The following is a 15,573-nucleotide window of genomic DNA, read 5'->3' on the forward strand; positions in this document are numbered from 1 at the left end:
GCAGGCTTTCGCGTGCCCGCGCGCCGGAGTGACGCCATGAACACGCGCGGCAAGCCGGCCAACCTGCGCGGGCGCCTGTACGTCGTGCTGATGGTGCTCGCGCTGTCGTCGACGCTGCTCGCCGCGCGTGCGTTCGAGCTGCAGGTGGTCAGCAAGGAGTTCTACCAGGAGCAGGGCGACGCGCGTTACCTGCGCGACATCCCGATCCCGGTCTCGCGCGGCACGATCTTCGACCGCAACGGCGAGCCGCTCGCGGTGTCGACGCCGGTCGAGTCGATCTGGGGCAATCCCAAGGAGCTGCTCGCCAACCCGGATCGCCTGCCCGAGCTCGCCGAGGCGCTCGGCGTGACCACCGATGCGCTGACCGAGCGCCTCTTGCAGCGCAAGGACAAGGAGTTCCTCTACCTCAAGCGCCCTGTCGATCCGGATGCCGCGCAGCAGCTGCTCGCGCTGCAGATCCCCGGCGTGGCCAGCGAGCGTGCGTTCCGCCGCTACTACCCGAGCGGCGAGATCCTCGCCCACACGCTCGGCTTCACGAACATCGACGACCGCGGCCAGGAAGGCCTCGAGCTCGCGTTCGACGAATGGCTGGCCGGCAAGCCCGGCGTCAAGCGCGTGATCCGCGATCGCCTCGGCCACGTCATCGAGAACGTCGAGCTGCTGCGCGAGGCGCAGCCGGGCCGCGACCTCACGCTGTCGATCGACCGCCGCATCCAGTACCTCGCCTATCGCGAGCTCAAGGCCGCGATCCTCGAGCAGAAGGCCACCTCGGGCTCGATGGTGATCCTCGACGCGTCCAGTGGCGAAGTGCTCGCGATGGTCAACCAGCCGTCGTTCAATCCCAACTCGCGTGCGACCAGCGAGCCCGCTTACCGGCGCAACCGTGGCGTGACCGACGTCGTCGAGCCGGGCTCGACGATGAAGCCGTTCACGGTCGCGGCCGCGCTCGAGAGCGGCAAGTGGAAGCCCGAGACGCCGATCGACACGACGCCGGGCAAGATGATGCTGCCGGGCGGCTACACGATCGGCGACATCCGCAACTACGGCCTCATCGACGTCACCCACGTCATCACCAAGTCGAGCAACGTCGGCTCGGCCAAGATGGCGATGACGATGAGCGCCGACCACATGCGCGACGTGTTCCAGCGCTTCGGCCTCGGCGAGGTCACCGGCTGCGGCTTCCCTGGCGAATCGCCGGGCTACCTGCCGATCGCCAAGGCCTGGGGGCCGACCGAGAAGGCGACGATGTCGTACGGCTACGGCCTCAGCGTGACGCCGATGCAGCTCGCGCAGGCGTACTCGGTGTTCGCCAACCACGGCCGCCTGCGCCAGCCGACGTTCGTGAAGGGCGCGAGCAACCCCGACAGCGCGGTCATCGACCCGCAGATCGCCGACCAGGTCGTGAAGATGCTCGAGACCGTCGTGTCGCCGGGCGGCGGCGGCCTCAAGGCGGCGGTCGCCAACTACCGCGTCGCCGGCAAGACCGGCACCTCGCGCCGCGCCGTCGGCGGCGGCTACGAGAAGCGCTACGCTTCGCTGTTCGCGGGCATGGTGCCGGCGAGCAACCCGCGCCTGGTCGGCGTCGTCGTGATCCACGATCCGCACGGCGGTCACGGCGTGTACTACGGCGGCCTCATCGCCGCGCCGGTGTTCGGCAAGGTCATGGACGGCGCATTGCGCCTGCTCGACATCCCGCCCGACAACGTGCAGCGCTGGTACGCCGGCGCCGCCGCGGTGAACCAGGGCATCGGGCCGATGAGCCCGCCGCCGGACTATCCGCCGGACCAGCCGAACTACGAGGAGGCGATCCCCGAATGAGCGCCTCGATGCGCCTCGGCGACCTGCTCGACGGCCATGCCGACGCCGGCATGGCCGCGGACGTTCGCGTGCACGGCCTCGGCCTCGATTCGCGCGCGCTCGACGCGGGCGACGTGTTCGTCGCGCTGCGCGGCGGCAGCGACCACGGCATCCGCTTCGTGCCCGCCGCGGCCGCACGCGGCGCCGTCGCGGTGCTCGCAGAGGCGCCGGCGACGGATGCCGCGACGGCCTTGCCGACCGTGTGGGTCGACGGCCTGCGCGATCGCGTCGGCGCGATCGCGTCGCGTTTCCACGGCGATCCGTCGCGCACGCTGCGCGTGGTCGGCGTGACCGGCACCAACGGCAAGACCTCGACCGTGCAACTGCTCGCGCAGGCGCTCGAGACGCTCGGCCGTCGCGCCGCGACGATCGGCACGCTCGGCGCAGGCCTGCGCGGCGCGCTCGAATCCGGCGAGCGCACCACGCCCGATGCGATCAGCGTGCAGCGCCTGCTCGCGGCGTTCCGCGATGCCGGTGCGACCGATGTCGCGATGGAAGTGTCCTCGCACGCGCTCGAGCAGGGTCGCGTCAACGCGGTGCACTTCACGCTCGCGGTGTTCACCAACCTCACGCGCGACCACCTCGACTACCACGGCACGATGGAAGCCTACGGCGAGGCCAAGCGACGCCTGTTCGCATGGCCCGGACTCGACGTCGCCGTGGTCAATCGCGACGACGCGTTCGGCGACACCATCGCGCGCGGCCTCGCGCCCGGCGTGCGCCTGGTCGGCTACGGCGTCGACTCGGCCGATGCCGACGTGCGCGCGACGCGCATCGTGTCGCACGCGCGTGGTCTCGGTTTCCACCTGCACACGCCATGGGGCGAGGGCGAGGTCGAATCGCGACTGCTCGGCCGCTTCAACGTGTCCAACCTGCTCGCGGTCGCCGCGAGCCTCGGCGCCCTCGGCGCGGGCTTCGACGCGATCCGCGAGGCGCTCGCCGGCCTCGATCCCGTGGTCGGCCGCATGAGCCGCCTCGGTGGCGACGGCCACCAGCCGCTCGTGGTCGTCGACTACGCGCACACGCCCGACGCGCTCGAGCAGGCCCTTTCGAGCGTGCGTGCGCACTGTGCCGGCGTGCTCGTCTGCGTGTTCGGCTGCGGCGGCGAACGCGACGCCGGCAAGCGCCCGCAGATGGCCGCGATCGCCGAGCGCCTTGCCGACCACGTGATCGTCACCGACGACAACCCGCGTGGCGAGGACGGCGATGCGATCGTCGCCGACATCGTCGCGGGCTTCGAAGCGGTCGAGCACGTCACGATCGAACGTGACCGCGCGCGTGCGATCGCGCGCGCCGTGCGCGCCGCCGACGTCAACGACGTCGTGCTCGTCGCCGGCAAGGGCCACGAGGCCTATCAGGAGATCGCCGGCGTGCGCCATGCATTCGACGATCTCGCCGTGGCCGCCGCCGCGCTCTCGAGGCGCCCATGCTGAACCTGCGCCTCGACGACGTCGCACGCGCCACGGGCGGCCGCCGCGTCGGACCCGACGTGGCGATCGACAGCGTGTCGACCGACACCCGCGCGATCGCGTCGGGCGCGCTGTTCGTCGCGCTGCGCGGCGAGCGCCACGACGCCCATGATTTCGTGCCTGCGGCGCGCGATGCCGGCGCGGCCGCCGCGCTCGTCGCACGCGAGCTGCCGCTCGACCTGCCGCAAGTCGTCGTCGTCGACACCCAGGTCGCGCTCGGCGCGCTCGCGCGCGAGGTACGTACGCGCCGCGACGTGCGCGTGGCCGGCATCACGGGCAGCAACGGCAAGACCACGGTCAAGACGCTGCTCGCGGCCATCCTTTCGCGCCATGCGCCGACCCATGTCAACGCGGGCAACTTCAACAACGAGATCGGCCTGCCGCTGACCGTGCTCGCGATGCCGGCCTCGGCCGAGTTCGTCGTGCTCGAGATGGGTGCGGGCCAGCCCGGCGACATCGCCTGGCTCGCCGGCATCGGCCAGCCGCGCGTCGCCCTCGTCAACAACGTCGCGCCTGCGCATCTCGAGCGCATGGGCAGCCTCGAGGGTGTCGCCGAGACCAAGGGGGCGATCCACGCGGCGCTTCCGGTCGACGGCACGGCCGTGATCAATGCCGACGATGCCTTCGCCGACTACTTCGCGGGACTCGCCGCACCGCGCCGCGTGCTGCGTTTCGGTCTCGCCGCGGCGACGGTCGACGTCGGCGCGCGCGACGTCGAGACCACCGCGAACGGTTCGCGCTTCGTGCTCGTCACGCCCGCCGGCGAGGCCACCGTCACGCTCGGGCTGCCGGGCCGCCACAACGTGCTCAACGCGCTCGCCGCGGGCACGCTCGCGTTCGCGCTCGACGTGCCGCTCGCGACGATCGTCGCCGGTCTCGAGTCGGCCGATCCGGTCGCGGGCCGCAGCACGCGGCATCGCCTCGCCAACGGCGCGCGGCTCGTCGACGACAGCTACAACGCCAACCCGGGTTCGTTCGCCGCGGCGATCGCCGTGCTCGCGGCCGAGGCCGGCACGCGCATCCTCGTGATGGGCGACATGCGCGAGCTCGGCGCCGATGCCGAACGCCTTCACGCCGACACCGGCGCGCTCGCGCGCAAGGCCGGCATCGATCGCCTGTTCGCGGTCGGCGCGTTCAGCGCAGCCGCGGTGTGCGCGTTCGGCGACGGCGCCATCCACTTCAACGACCAGGCCGGTCTCGTCGAAGCGCTTCGCGCCTCGCTGCCGGCCGATGCGGTCGTGCTCGTCAAGGGTTCGCGCGGCTCCGCGATGGACCGTGTCGTGCGCGCGCTGCTCGGCACCTCCGACGCCTCGGGAGGGCGACATGCTGCTTGAACTCGCCGACCTGCTGCGCAGCTGGTACAGCGGCTTCCACCTGTTCCAGTACCTCACGTTCCGCACGATCATGAGCACGCTGACCGCGCTCGCGGTGTCGCTGCTGATCGGTCCCGCGGTGATCCGCAAGCTCGCCGACCTCAAGGCCGGCCAGGTCGTGCGCAGCGACGGCCCGCAGACGCATCTGGTCAAGGCCGGCACGCCGACCATGGGCGGCACGCTGATCCTGCTCGCGATCGTCATCGCCACCCTGTTGTGGATGGATCTGTCCAACCGCTACGTGTGGATGGTGCTCGGCGTGACGATGGCGTTCGGCGCGATCGGCTTCTACGACGACTACAAGAAGCTCGTGCTGCGCGACAGCCGCGGCCTCGCCGCGCGCTGGAAGTACTTCTGGCAGTCGGTGTTCGGCCTCGGCGTCGCGATCGGCCTCTACGTGACCGCCGACACGCCGGCCGAGACCGCGCTCTACCTGCCCGTGTTCAAGACGGTCGCGATCCCGCTCGGCATCCTGTTCGTGCCGCTCGCCTACTTCATGATCGTCGGCTTCTCGAATGCGGTGAACCTCACCGACGGCCTCGACGGTCTCGCGATCATGCCGAGCGTGCTCGTCGTGACCGCACTCGGCGCGTTCGCCTACCTCGCCGGCAACGCGGTGTTCTCGAACTACCTGCAGATCCCGTCGATCCCGGGCGCGGGCGAGCTTGCGATCTTCTGCGGCGCGATGGCCGGCGCGGGGCTCGGCTTCCTGTGGTTCAACACGTATCCCGCGCAGGTGTTCATGGGCGACATCGGCGCGCTCGCGATGGGCGCCGCGCTCGGCACGATCGCCGTCATCGTGCGCCAGGAAGTCGTGCTCATCATCATGGGCGGCGTGTTCGTCATGGAAACGGTGTCGGTGATGCTGCAGGTGGCGAGCTTCAAGCTCACCGGCCGGCGCATCTTCCGCATGGCGCCGATCCATCATCACTTCGAGCTCAAGGGCTGGCCGGAACCGCGCGTGATCGTGCGCTTCTGGATCATCTCGGTGGTGCTCGTCCTCGTCGGCCTCGCCACGCTGAAGGTGCGCTGATGTTCGGCATGACCTCCCAGGCCACGCGACGCACCGGACCCCAGGGGCGCTACGACCTCGGCATCGTGCTGGCCGCGTTCGCCTTGGTCAGCGTCGGCGTGATCATGGTCGCGTCGAGTTCGATCGCGGTGGCCGACAACCAGCGCATCGGTCCGTTCTACTACCTGTTCAGGCACCTCCTGTTCCTCGGCCTCGGCATCGGCCTCGCCGTGGTGATCGCGCGCATCGAGCTCGCCTGGATCGAGAAGCACGCCGTGCTGCTGCTGCTCGGCGGCATCGGCCTGCTGCTGCTCGTGTTCGTGCCCGGCATCGGCATGCGCGTGAATGGCGCGCGACGCTGGATCCACGTCGGCATCTCGGGCTTCCAGTCGGTCGAGGTCGTCAAGCTCGTGCTGATCACCTACCTCGCGAGCTACCTCGTGCGCCATCGCGACAGCGTGCAGAGCAGCCTCGTCGGCGTGATCAAGCCGCTCGGCATCGCCGGCCTGCTCGTGGGCCTGCTGCTGCTGCAGCCGGACTTCGGTAGCGCCGTGCTGCTCATGGCGGTCACGCTCGGCATGATCTGGCTCGGTGGCGCGCGCCTGCGCAATCTCGCGCTGCTCGGCTGTGTGGCGACGCCCGCTATCGCGTGGGCGGCGATCTTCGAGGAGTACCGCTTCAAGCGCCTCAAGACCTTCCTCGATCCGTGGGTCGATCCATTCAACGACGGCTTCCAGCTGACCCAGGCGCTCATCGCGATCGGCCGCGGCGAGTGGTTCGGCGTCGGCCTGGGCGCGAGCGTGCAGAAGATGTTCTACCTGCCCGAAGCACATACCGACTTCATCCTCGCGGTGATCGCCGAGGAACTCGGCTTCTTCGGCATCGTGATCGTGCTCGCGCTGTTCGCGTGGCTGGTCGGGCGCGGCCTGCGCACGGGCATGCGCGCGGTCGAGGGTGGCCAGCGCTTCGCGGGCTTCTGCGCATTCGGCGTGTCGCTGATGATCGCGCTGCAGGCGCTGGTGTCGATCGGCGTGAACCTCGGCGTGCTGCCGACCAAGGGCCTGACCCTGCCGCTGATCAGCTCGGGCGGTTCGAGCCTGCTCATGACCTGCGCGGCGGTCGGCCTGCTCGCGCGTGCGAGCTACGAGCTCTCGCGGGCCGAAAGTGCGGCCGCGCAGGCGATGCCGAACGTCCCCGCGGAGGCCGTGCGCGCATGACCGCGACATCCGCCAGCGCGCCGGTCGTGATCATGGCCGGCGGTACCGGAGGCCACATCTTCCCGGGCATCGCGGTCGCGCGAGAGCTCGTCGCGCGCGGCGTGCCGGTCGTGTGGCTCGGGGGCGCCGGCGGCCTCGAGGCGACGCTCGTGCCGAAGGCCGGTTTCCCGCTCGAGACGCTGGCATTCTCGGGCGTGCGCGGCAAGGGTGTCCTGACGCTGCTGCTCGCGCCGTGGCGCCTGCTGCGCGCGGTGTTCGCGGCGCGCGCGATCCTGCGCCGGACCGCGCCGCGCAGCGTGCTGTCGATGGGCGGCTACGCGGCCGCGCCGGGCGGACTCGCCGCGCGCATGCTCGCGTTGCCGCTGCTCGTGCACGAGCAGAACCGCGTCGCCGGTTTCACCAACCGCCTGCTTGCCCGCGTCGCGCGCGTCGTCCTCGGGGGTTTCGACGGCGTGCTGCCCGGTGCCGAGTGGGTCGGCAATCCGGTGCGTGCCGAGATCGCCGCACTCCCCGCGCCGCGCGAACGCATGAACGATCGCGAAGGTCCGCTGCGCATCCTCGTGCTCGGCGGCAGCCAGGGCGCGCTCGCACTCAACACGCAGCTGCCGCTCGTTTTCCAGCGCCGTGGCGACGCGGTCGGCTTCACGATCCGCCACCAGTGCGGCGCGCGTCATCTCGACAAGACCTTGGCCGCCTATGCCGCCGCCGACGTCGAGGCGAGCGTCGACGCGTTCATCGACGACATGGCCGGAGCCTATGCCTGGGCCGACCTCGTGATCTGCCGCGCCGGCGCGCTGACGCTCGCCGAGCTCTGCGCGGCCGGCGTCGGCGCGCTGCTTGTGCCCTATCCGGCCGCGGTGGACGACCACCAGACCCGCAACGCCGAGGTGCTCGTCGAGGCCGGCGCGGCACGCCTCGTCGCGCAGGGCGACGACTTCGTCAAGCGCGTCGGCGGCGAACTCGACGCGATCGGCCGCGAGCGCTTTCGCCTCGTGCAGATGGCGACCGCAGCGCGTGCGCTCGCGCGCCCCGACGCGGCGGCGCGCATCGCCGACCGTTGCCTGTCGGAGGCCGCATGACCCCGCAACGCCTGCCACGCCACGGCGACATCATGCAGGACTTCCGCCGCGTGCATTTCGTCGGCATCGGCGGCGTCGGCATGAGCGGCATCGCCGAAGTGCTGCACAATCTCGGCTACACGGTGTCGGGTTCGGACCGCAGCACGTCGGCGACGACACGCCGGCTCGAAGGCCTCGGCATCGAGGTGCGTCCCGGCCATGCCGCCGCGCACGTCGCCGACGTCGACGCGATCGTCGTCTCGAGCGCGATCCGCGAGGACAATCCCGAGCTCATGGCCGCGCGCGAGCGTCGCATCCCGGTCGTACCGCGCGCCGAGATGCTCGGCGAGCTCATGCGTTTCCGCCGCGGCATCGCCGTCGCCGGCACGCACGGCAAGACGACGACCACGAGCCTTACCGCGAGCGTGCTCGCCGAAGCCGGCCTCGATCCGACCTTCGTGATCGGCGGCCAGCTCACCGCGGCCGGTGCGAATGCGCGCCTGGGCACGGGCGAGTACCTCGTCGCCGAAGCCGACGAATCCGACGGCTCGTTCCTCATGCTGTCGCCGGTCGTCGCGATCGTCACCAACATCGACGCCGACCATCTCGAGAACTACGACGGCGACTTCGGCCGCGTGAAGAAGGCCTTCGAGGACTTCCTGCACCGCCTGCCGTTCTACGGCCTCGCCGTACTGTGCGTCGACGATGCCGAAGTCGCCGAGCTCGCCGCGGCGACGCCGCGCCGCGTGCTGACCTACGGCATCGACCAGCCGGCCGACCTGCGCGCGAGCAACGTGCGCCAGGATGGACCGCGCATGCACTTCGACCTGCACGTGCCCGACGACGACACCACGGTGCCGGTCACGCTGAACCTGCCGGGCCGCCACAACGTGCTCAACGCGCTCGCCGCGTGCGCGGTCGGCTGGCAGCTCGGCGTGCCCGCCTCTGCGATGCAGGCCGCACTGTCCGGTTTCCAGGGGGTCGGCCGCCGTTTCACGCTGCGTGGCGAACTCGCGCTCGACGAGGGCAGCGCACTGCTCGTCGACGACTACGGCCACCATCCGAGCGAACTCGCCGCGGTGTTCGCGGCCGCGCGCGGCGGCTGGCCCGAGCGCCGCCTCGTGGTCGCTTTCCAGCCGCACCGCTACTCGCGCACGCGCGATCTGCTCGACGACTTCGCGCGCGTGCTCGCCGACGTCGACGTGCTCGTGCTGACCGAGATCTACCCGGCAGGCGAGGCGCCGATCGCGAACGCCGACGGCCGTGCGCTCGCGCGTTCGGTGCGCGCGCGCGGCAAGGTCGATCCGGTCCTCGTCGACCATCCGCGCGAACTCGCCGGCGTGCTGCCGGCGCTGCTGCGCGACGGCGACCTTCTTCTGCTGCTCGGCGCCGGCGACATCGGCGCGGCCGCCAACGAGCTCGCCGCGCTCGGCGACCTCAGGAGTCCCGCATGACGTCCCGCACCACCGATCCGCGCCGCTTCGGCCGCGTCGCCGTCGCCCTCGGCGGCACCTCGGCCGAGCGCGAGGTCTCGCTCGATTCCGGCCGCAACGTGCTCGAGGCGCTGCGCGCGCGCGGCGTCGACGCGCATCCGGTCGACGGCATTCCCGCGCTGCTCGACGCGCTGCGCGCCGGCCATTACGCGCGCGTGTTCAACATCCTGCACGGTCGCGGTGGCGAGGACGGCATGCTGCAGGGCGCGCTCGACGCGCTGCGCGTGCCGTACACGGGCAGCGGCGTGCTCGGTTCCGCGCTGGCGATGGACAAGGTGCGCACCAAGCAGGTCTGGCAGGCGGTCGGCCTGCCGACGCCGCGCTACGCGAAGGTGTCGGCCGACGACGACATCGCCGCGGCGATCGCCGGCATCGGCTTCCCGGCGATCGTCAAGCCGTCGCACGAAGGCTCCAGCGTCGGCATCACGCGCGTGTTCGCGCAGGCCGACGTCGCCGCGGCCGTCGAGCATGCCGCGCGCTACGACGGCGAACTGCTGATCGAGCAGCTCATCGAGGGCGACGAGCTCACGGTCGGCGTGCTCGAGGGCGAGGCGCTGCCGTCGATCCGCATCGTGCCGAAGGGCGCGTTCTACGACTACCACGCCAAGTACGTCGCCGAGGACACGCAGTACCTGTGCCCGGGTCTCGACGGCGAAGCCGAAGCGGCGATCCGTGCGCTCGCGGTGAAGGCGTTCGAGGCGGCCGGATGCTCGGGCTGGGGTCGCGTCGACGTCATGCGCGACCGCTCGGGCGCGAACTTCCTGCTCGAGGTCAACACGACGCCGGGCATGACCAGCCATTCGCTGGTGCCGAAGGCCGCGCGTGCGGTCGGCATCGCGTTCGAGGACCTGTGCTGGCGCATCCTCGAGACGAGCTTCGCGCGCGAGGACGGCGCCGCATGAGGACGCCGCTGCCGCTCAAGCTGCTGGCCTGGGGCATCGCGCTGACGCTCGTCGCGCTGCCCATCGTCGGCGTGCTCAACGGCTGGTTCGCGTCGGACCGCTGGCCGGTGCGCAAGATCGAGTTGCGCGCCGAGTACAACCACGTCAGTGCGGAGCAGATCCGCGCGGCGGTGCAGGGCGAGCTCGGCACGGGCTTCTTCGCGATGGAGCTCGGCGAGGTCCAGCAGGCCGTCATGGGCCTGCCATGGGTCGAGCGCGTCGAGGCGCGCAAGCAGTGGCCCGACACCTTGCAGGTGACCGTCTACGAGCGCCAGCCGTATGCGCGCTGGGGCGAAAAGCGCCTCATCAGCCGCACCGGCGACATCTTCTCGGTGCCCGGCGCCGACGGCATGCAGGGTCTGCCCGCGCTGTCGGGTCCGGACGAGCGTCTCGCCGACGTGCTCGCGTTCTATGCCGAATGCCTGCGCGAGTTCGCCGGCAGCGGCCTCGGCGTGCGCGCGGTCGACCTCAGCGCGCGCGGCAGCTGGCGCCTCACGCTGGCCAGCGGTGCGCTGATCGAGCTCGGCCGCGTCGAGCCGCGCCAGCGCCTCAAGCGCTTCCTCGATGCGTGGCCGCAGCTCGCGTCCGGTGCTGCCGGGCCGCCCGTCTACGTCGACCTGCGCTACGAGAACGGCTTCGCGCTGCGCTGGGCGCTGCCGACGCCGGGCGCACCGAACACTCCTCCCGCGTCCCCGCATCCCACCCCCGGCACGACGCCGGCCGGACAGGCCTGACGATGAATCGCAAGTCGGAAAAGAACCTCATCGTCGGGCTCGACATCGGCACGTCGAAGATCGTCGCGATCGTCGGCGAGCACGAGCCCGGCCAGCCGGTCGAGATCATCGGCATCGGCTCGCACGCGTCGCACGGGCTCAAGCGCGGCGTCGTCGTCGACATCGAGTCGACCGTGCAGTCGATCCAGCGCGCGATCGAGGAGGCCGAGCTCATGGCCGGCTGCGAGATCCGCTCGGTCTACGCGGGCATCGCGGGCAGCCACATCCGCTGCCTCAACTCGCACGGCATCGTGCCGATCCGCGACCGCGAGGTGACCGAGGCCGATCGCGAGCACGTCATCGAGGCCGCTCGCGCGGTGGCGATCCCGGCCGACCAGGAGCGCCTCTACGTCGAGCCGCAGGATTACGTGATCGACGGCCAAGAAGGCATCCGCCATCCGATCGGCATGAGCGGCGTGCGCCTGGAGTCGCGCGTGCATCTCGTCACCGGCGCGATGAGCGCGGCGGCGAACATCCGCAAGTGCGTGTCGCGCTGCGGCCTGCGCGTCGACGACCTCGTGCCGCAGCAGATCGCGTCGAGCTTCGCGGTGCTGACCCAGGACGAGCGCGAGCTCGGCGTCTGCCTCGTCGACATCGGCGCGGGCACGACCGACATCGCGATCTTCACGCAGGGCGCGATCCGCCACACGGCATCGCTGCCGATCGCGGGCGACCAGGTCACCAACGACATCGCCGTCGCGCTGCGCACGCCGACCGCCCACGCGGAGGAGATCAAGGTCAAGTACGCCTGCGCGCTCGCCCAGCTCGCGCATGCCGAGGAGACGATCCAGGTGCCCAGCGTCGGCGACCGTGCGCCGCGCCGCCTCGCGCGTCAGACGCTGGCCGAGGTCGTGCAGCCGCGCTACGAGGAGCTGTTCTCGCTGGCCCAGGCCGAACTGCGCCGCTCGGGCTACGAGAGCCTCGTCGCGGCCGGCATCGTGCTGACCGGCGGCGCCGCGAAGATGGAAGGCGCGAGCGAACTCGCCGAGGAGATCTTCCACATGCCGGTGCGCCTCGGCACGCCGCAGCACGTGACCGGCCTCGCCGACGTGGTGTCCAACCAGGTGCACGCGACCGGCGTCGGTCTGCTGCTGTACGGCAGCCGCCAGCAGGCGCGCATGCCGGGCGGCCGCGGCGTCGAGGCGGTCGGCGGCATGTGGGACAAGGTTTCGAAGTGGTTCAAGGGCAATTTCTGAGCCGTGCAAGGGCACGGTGCGGGACGTTCCACGTTTCGCGCAGGACGCGCGGGACGGCGACCGAAACGGTCGCGAAGCGGGCGGCGCGCCAGCCGCCCGTCGGACGTTCGCCGGCCAGGAGGCCGCGCGGGTGGCAACACACACAAATCAAGTACGGCTCGAGCCGACGGAGGACGGGAACATGTTTGAACTGATCGAGAAGATGGCACCGAACGCGGTGATCAAGGTCATCGGCGTAGGCGGCGGCGGCGGCAATGCCGTCAGCCACATGGTCAATGCGCACGTCGACGGCGTGGAGTTCGTCTGCGCCAACACCGATGCGCAGGCGCTCAAGAACAGCGGTGCCAAGCACACGCTGCAGCTCGGTGCGAACGTGACCAAGGGTCTCGGCGCCGGTGCCAACCCCGAGGTCGGCCGCCAGGCCGCGCTCGAGGATCGCGAGCGCATCGTCGAGCTGCTCAACGGCGCCGACATGGCGTTCATCACCTGCGGCATGGGCGGCGGCACGGGTACCGGCGCCGCGCCGGTGGTCGCGCAGCTCGCCAAGGAGATGGGCATCCTCACTGTCGCGGTCGTGACCAAGCCGTTCCCGTTCGAAGGCCGCCGCCGCATGCAGGTCGCGCTCAAGGGCATCGAGGACCTGAGCCAGCACGTCGACTCGCTGATCACGGTGCCGAACGAGAAGCTGCTGACCGTGCTCGGCCGCGACGTCACCCTGCTCAGCGCGTTCAAGCAGGCCAACGACGTGCTGCTCGGCGCGGTGCAGGGCATCGCCGACCTCATCACGCGCCCGGGCCTGATCAACGTCGACTTCGCCGACGTGCGCACGGTCATGGCCGAGATGGGCATGGCGATGATGGGCAGCGGTTCGGCGCGTGGCGACGACCGTGCGGTCGCGGCAGCGGAAGCGGCGATCAACAACCCGCTGCTCGAGGACGTCAACCTCGCCGGCGCCTGCGGCATCCTCGTCAACGTGACGGCGGGCCAGAACCTCACGATGCGCGAGTTCGACGAGATCGGCCAGGTCATCCACGAGTTCGCGAGCGAGGATGCCACGGTCGTCGTCGGCACCGCGCTCGATCCAGAGCTGCAGGACGAGGTGCGCGTGACGGTCGTCGCGACGGGCCTCAACCGTGGCGCCGCGCGCCAGCCGGTGCGTGTGCCGGAGCGCGAGGTCATGACCGCGCCGCGTCCGCCGATGCGCGTCGTGCGCAACGCGACCACGGGCGAGATCGACTACGCGGGCATCCCGCGCATGAGCGCCTCGCGCGCCCAGGCGGCCCCGGAAGCGGCCGCCGTGCCCCAGGCGAGCAGTGCGGCAGACTCGCAGATCGACTACCTCGACATCCCGGCCTTCCTGCGCCGCCAGGCCGACTGAGGAGAGATCGAGGACTTTACGCCCGTCCCGAGGTCCACGCCCGCGCCGGACGCGCGGGCCGAGGGCTTTCGCACGACACCCGCCGATCCGGCGAGTGCCGTTGCGTCCCCGGAACACCGCCGCGTGGCGTCGCGGCGGTGACGTCCACGCACCGCGCCCGTCCGTCTCCGTCCGGACGGGCGCGGTGCGCCCCCGACCGTGGATCTCCCCATTTGTTGCACATTCGCAACAGGTGTTGGCTCGGCGCGTCGACTTAACTTCTACTGACTGGAACCGTGTGCTAGCATCGAGCGGCCAACGATGCTCCTGCCCCAAGGGACGCACACAAAAGAAATGATCAGACAACGCACGCTCAAGAACGTCATCCGGGCGACGGGCGTAGGTCTCCACACGGGCGACAAGGTCTACATGACGCTTCGCCCCGCCGCCGTCGACACGGGTATCGTGTTCCGGCGCGTGGACCTCCCCGAACCGGTCGAAATCCGCTCCTCCTGCGAAAACGTCGGCGACACGCGTCTCTCCACGACGCTGGTCAAGGACGATGTCCGCATCTCGACGATCGAGCACCTGCTCTCGGCGATCGCGGGCTTGGGCATCGACAATGCCTATGTCGACCTGTCGGCACCCGAAGTGCCGATCATGGACGGCAGCGCCGGTCCCTTCGTGTTCCTGCTGCAGTCGGCGGGCATCGAGGAGCAGGCCAAGGCCAAGCGCTTCGTGCGCATCAAGAAGTCCGTGACCGTGCGTGACGGCGACAAGTGGGCGCGATTCGAGCCGTTCGACGGCTTCAAGGTCGGCTTCTCGATCGACTTCGACCATCCGATGTTCGCCAAGCGCACCTCGACCAGCGAGATCGACTTCTCGACGACCTCGTTCGTCAAGGAAGTCAGCCGCGCGCGCACGTTCGGCTTCATGCGCGACATCGAGATGCTGCGCGAGCGCAACCTCGCGCTCGGCGGCTCGATGGACAACTCGATCGTGCTCGACGACTACCGAGTCCTCAACGAGGACGGCCTGCGTTACGAGGACGAGTTCGTCAAGCACAAGATCCTCGATGCGATCGGTGACCTGTACCTGCTCGGGCACAGCCTCATCGGCGCGTTCTACGGCTACAAGTCCGGTCACGCGCTCAACAACACACTGCTGCGCGCGTTGCTCGCGGACAAGACCGCGTGGGAAGAAGTGAGCTTCGAGGACGAGAGCAAGGCACCGATCTCGTACGCCCATCCGGCGCACGCGATCTGACCACGAGGTAGCAGTACGGACGCCCGGCCCCGGGCGTCCTGGGGAAAACTCCGCATGGGAACGAGAGGAGCCTTCAGGCTCCCGCGGGTGGATTGTCGTCGGCGAGGGACGCCAGATTGAGGCAGAGGGCCCGCAGTTCGGGGTCCGAGAGGTGTTGTGCCGCCGTCCGCAGATGCATCGCGGCGGTTGCGGAAAGAGGCTTCCGTCTTGCCGGTTCCCTGGGAACGGGCGGCAGGGCTGCCACTTTCACAACGACGTGCCCGACCGTGTCGCTGCAGGCGACGCGGGCTTCCGCCAGCAGCGCTGCCTGATGCAGCCGCAGGCGGGTCGCCCAGGCCGGGCTCGTCGCGAGAAAGACGAGGCGTCCGTCACGAAGGTCCGCGAGCCGACATTCGCGAGCCAGAGGGGCGGGCAACAGGTGGCGCAAGCGACCATCCAGCGCATCCAGTGCGCGCGCCCTCGCGGCGAGCGACTGGAGGTCGACGCACTGCGTGACGGGCACGGGCCCGCTGCGGGGTGCTCGGGAAGGTGGAATCTTGCGCTGCAAGGCGGAACCCCATC

At 70.5% G+C, this 15,573-nt stretch carries 13 protein-coding genes; 12 read left to right on the forward strand and 1 reads right to left on the reverse strand.

Annotated elements, in window-relative coordinates; genetic code table 11:
- Positions 1-36 precede the first annotated feature (36 nt).
- The 12 genes from ACQQ2N_RS09785 (at position 37) to lpxC (ending at position 15,012) form a co-directional block, all read left to right on the forward strand.
- A complete protein-coding gene (locus ACQQ2N_RS09785; protein WP_440225526.1) occupies positions 37-1,818 on the forward strand; it encodes a peptidoglycan D,D-transpeptidase FtsI family protein in 1,782 nt (593 codons plus the stop codon).
- The gene (locus ACQQ2N_RS09790; protein WP_440225527.1) at positions 1,815-3,290 is read left to right on the forward strand and encodes a UDP-N-acetylmuramoyl-L-alanyl-D-glutamate--2,6-diaminopimelate ligase; all 1,476 of its coding nucleotides are present in this window, start codon (positions 1,815-1,817) and stop codon (positions 3,288-3,290) included. The genes ACQQ2N_RS09785 and ACQQ2N_RS09790 overlap by 4 nt, the downstream gene beginning before the upstream one ends.
- Complete coding sequence (locus tag ACQQ2N_RS09795; protein WP_440225528.1) at positions 3,284-4,660, forward strand: UDP-N-acetylmuramoyl-tripeptide--D-alanyl-D-alanine ligase; 1,377 nt, start codon at positions 3,284-3,286, stop codon at positions 4,658-4,660. The genes ACQQ2N_RS09790 and ACQQ2N_RS09795 overlap by 7 nt, the downstream gene beginning before the upstream one ends.
- The gene (mraY, locus tag ACQQ2N_RS09800; RefSeq protein ID WP_440225529.1) at positions 4,650-5,732 is read left to right on the forward strand and encodes a phospho-N-acetylmuramoyl-pentapeptide-transferase; all 1,083 of its coding nucleotides are present in this window, start codon (positions 4,650-4,652) and stop codon (positions 5,730-5,732) included. The genes ACQQ2N_RS09795 and mraY overlap by 11 nt, the downstream gene beginning before the upstream one ends.
- Positions 5,732-6,928 (forward strand): putative lipid II flippase FtsW, encoded by a 1,197-nt coding sequence (gene ftsW, locus ACQQ2N_RS09805; RefSeq protein ID WP_440225530.1) that lies wholly within the window; start codon positions 5,732-5,734, stop codon positions 6,926-6,928. Before mraY ends, ftsW begins: the two co-directional genes overlap by 1 nt.
- Complete coding sequence (murG, locus tag ACQQ2N_RS09810; RefSeq protein ID WP_440225531.1) at positions 6,925-8,007, forward strand: undecaprenyldiphospho-muramoylpentapeptide beta-N-acetylglucosaminyltransferase; 1,083 nt, start codon at positions 6,925-6,927, stop codon at positions 8,005-8,007. Before ftsW ends, murG begins: the two co-directional genes overlap by 4 nt.
- Positions 8,004-9,440, forward strand: coding sequence for a UDP-N-acetylmuramate--L-alanine ligase (gene murC / locus ACQQ2N_RS09815; RefSeq protein WP_440225532.1), 1,437 nt, complete (start codon positions 8,004-8,006; stop codon positions 9,438-9,440). Before murG ends, murC begins: the two co-directional genes overlap by 4 nt.
- Positions 9,437-10,381: a D-alanine--D-alanine ligase gene (locus tag ACQQ2N_RS09820; RefSeq protein ID WP_440225533.1), complete on the forward strand. Its 945-nt coding sequence runs from the start codon at positions 9,437-9,439 to the stop codon at positions 10,379-10,381. The genes murC and ACQQ2N_RS09820 overlap by 4 nt, the downstream gene beginning before the upstream one ends.
- The gene (locus ACQQ2N_RS09825) at positions 10,378-11,154 is read left to right on the forward strand and encodes a cell division protein FtsQ/DivIB (protein ID WP_440225534.1); all 777 of its coding nucleotides are present in this window, start codon (positions 10,378-10,380) and stop codon (positions 11,152-11,154) included. The genes ACQQ2N_RS09820 and ACQQ2N_RS09825 overlap by 4 nt, the downstream gene beginning before the upstream one ends.
- A 2-nt stretch (positions 11,155-11,156) precedes the next feature.
- Positions 11,157-12,389, forward strand: coding sequence for a cell division protein FtsA (ftsA, locus tag ACQQ2N_RS09830; RefSeq protein WP_440225535.1), 1,233 nt, complete (start codon positions 11,157-11,159; stop codon positions 12,387-12,389).
- Positions 12,390-12,570: 181 nt separating this feature from the next.
- Positions 12,571-13,767, forward strand: coding sequence for a cell division protein FtsZ (gene ftsZ / locus ACQQ2N_RS09835; RefSeq protein ID WP_440225536.1), 1,197 nt, complete (start codon positions 12,571-12,573; stop codon positions 13,765-13,767).
- Positions 13,768-14,100: 333 nt separating this feature from the next.
- Positions 14,101-15,012, forward strand: coding sequence for a UDP-3-O-acyl-N-acetylglucosamine deacetylase (gene lpxC, locus ACQQ2N_RS09840; RefSeq protein WP_440225537.1), 912 nt, complete (start codon positions 14,101-14,103; stop codon positions 15,010-15,012).
- Between the two features lie 73 nt (positions 15,013-15,085).
- Here the strand turns inward: lpxC and ACQQ2N_RS09845 are convergent, their stop codons facing one another.
- Positions 15,086-15,514, reverse strand: coding sequence for a DciA family protein (locus tag ACQQ2N_RS09845; RefSeq protein ID WP_440225538.1), 429 nt, complete (start codon positions 15,512-15,514; stop codon positions 15,086-15,088).
- Between the last annotated feature and the right edge of the window lie 59 nt (positions 15,515-15,573).

It is taken from the genome of Dokdonella aquatica (assembly GCF_051987395.1).
In the GTDB taxonomy this organism is placed as follows: domain Bacteria; phylum Pseudomonadota; class Gammaproteobacteria; order Xanthomonadales; family Rhodanobacteraceae; genus Dokdonella.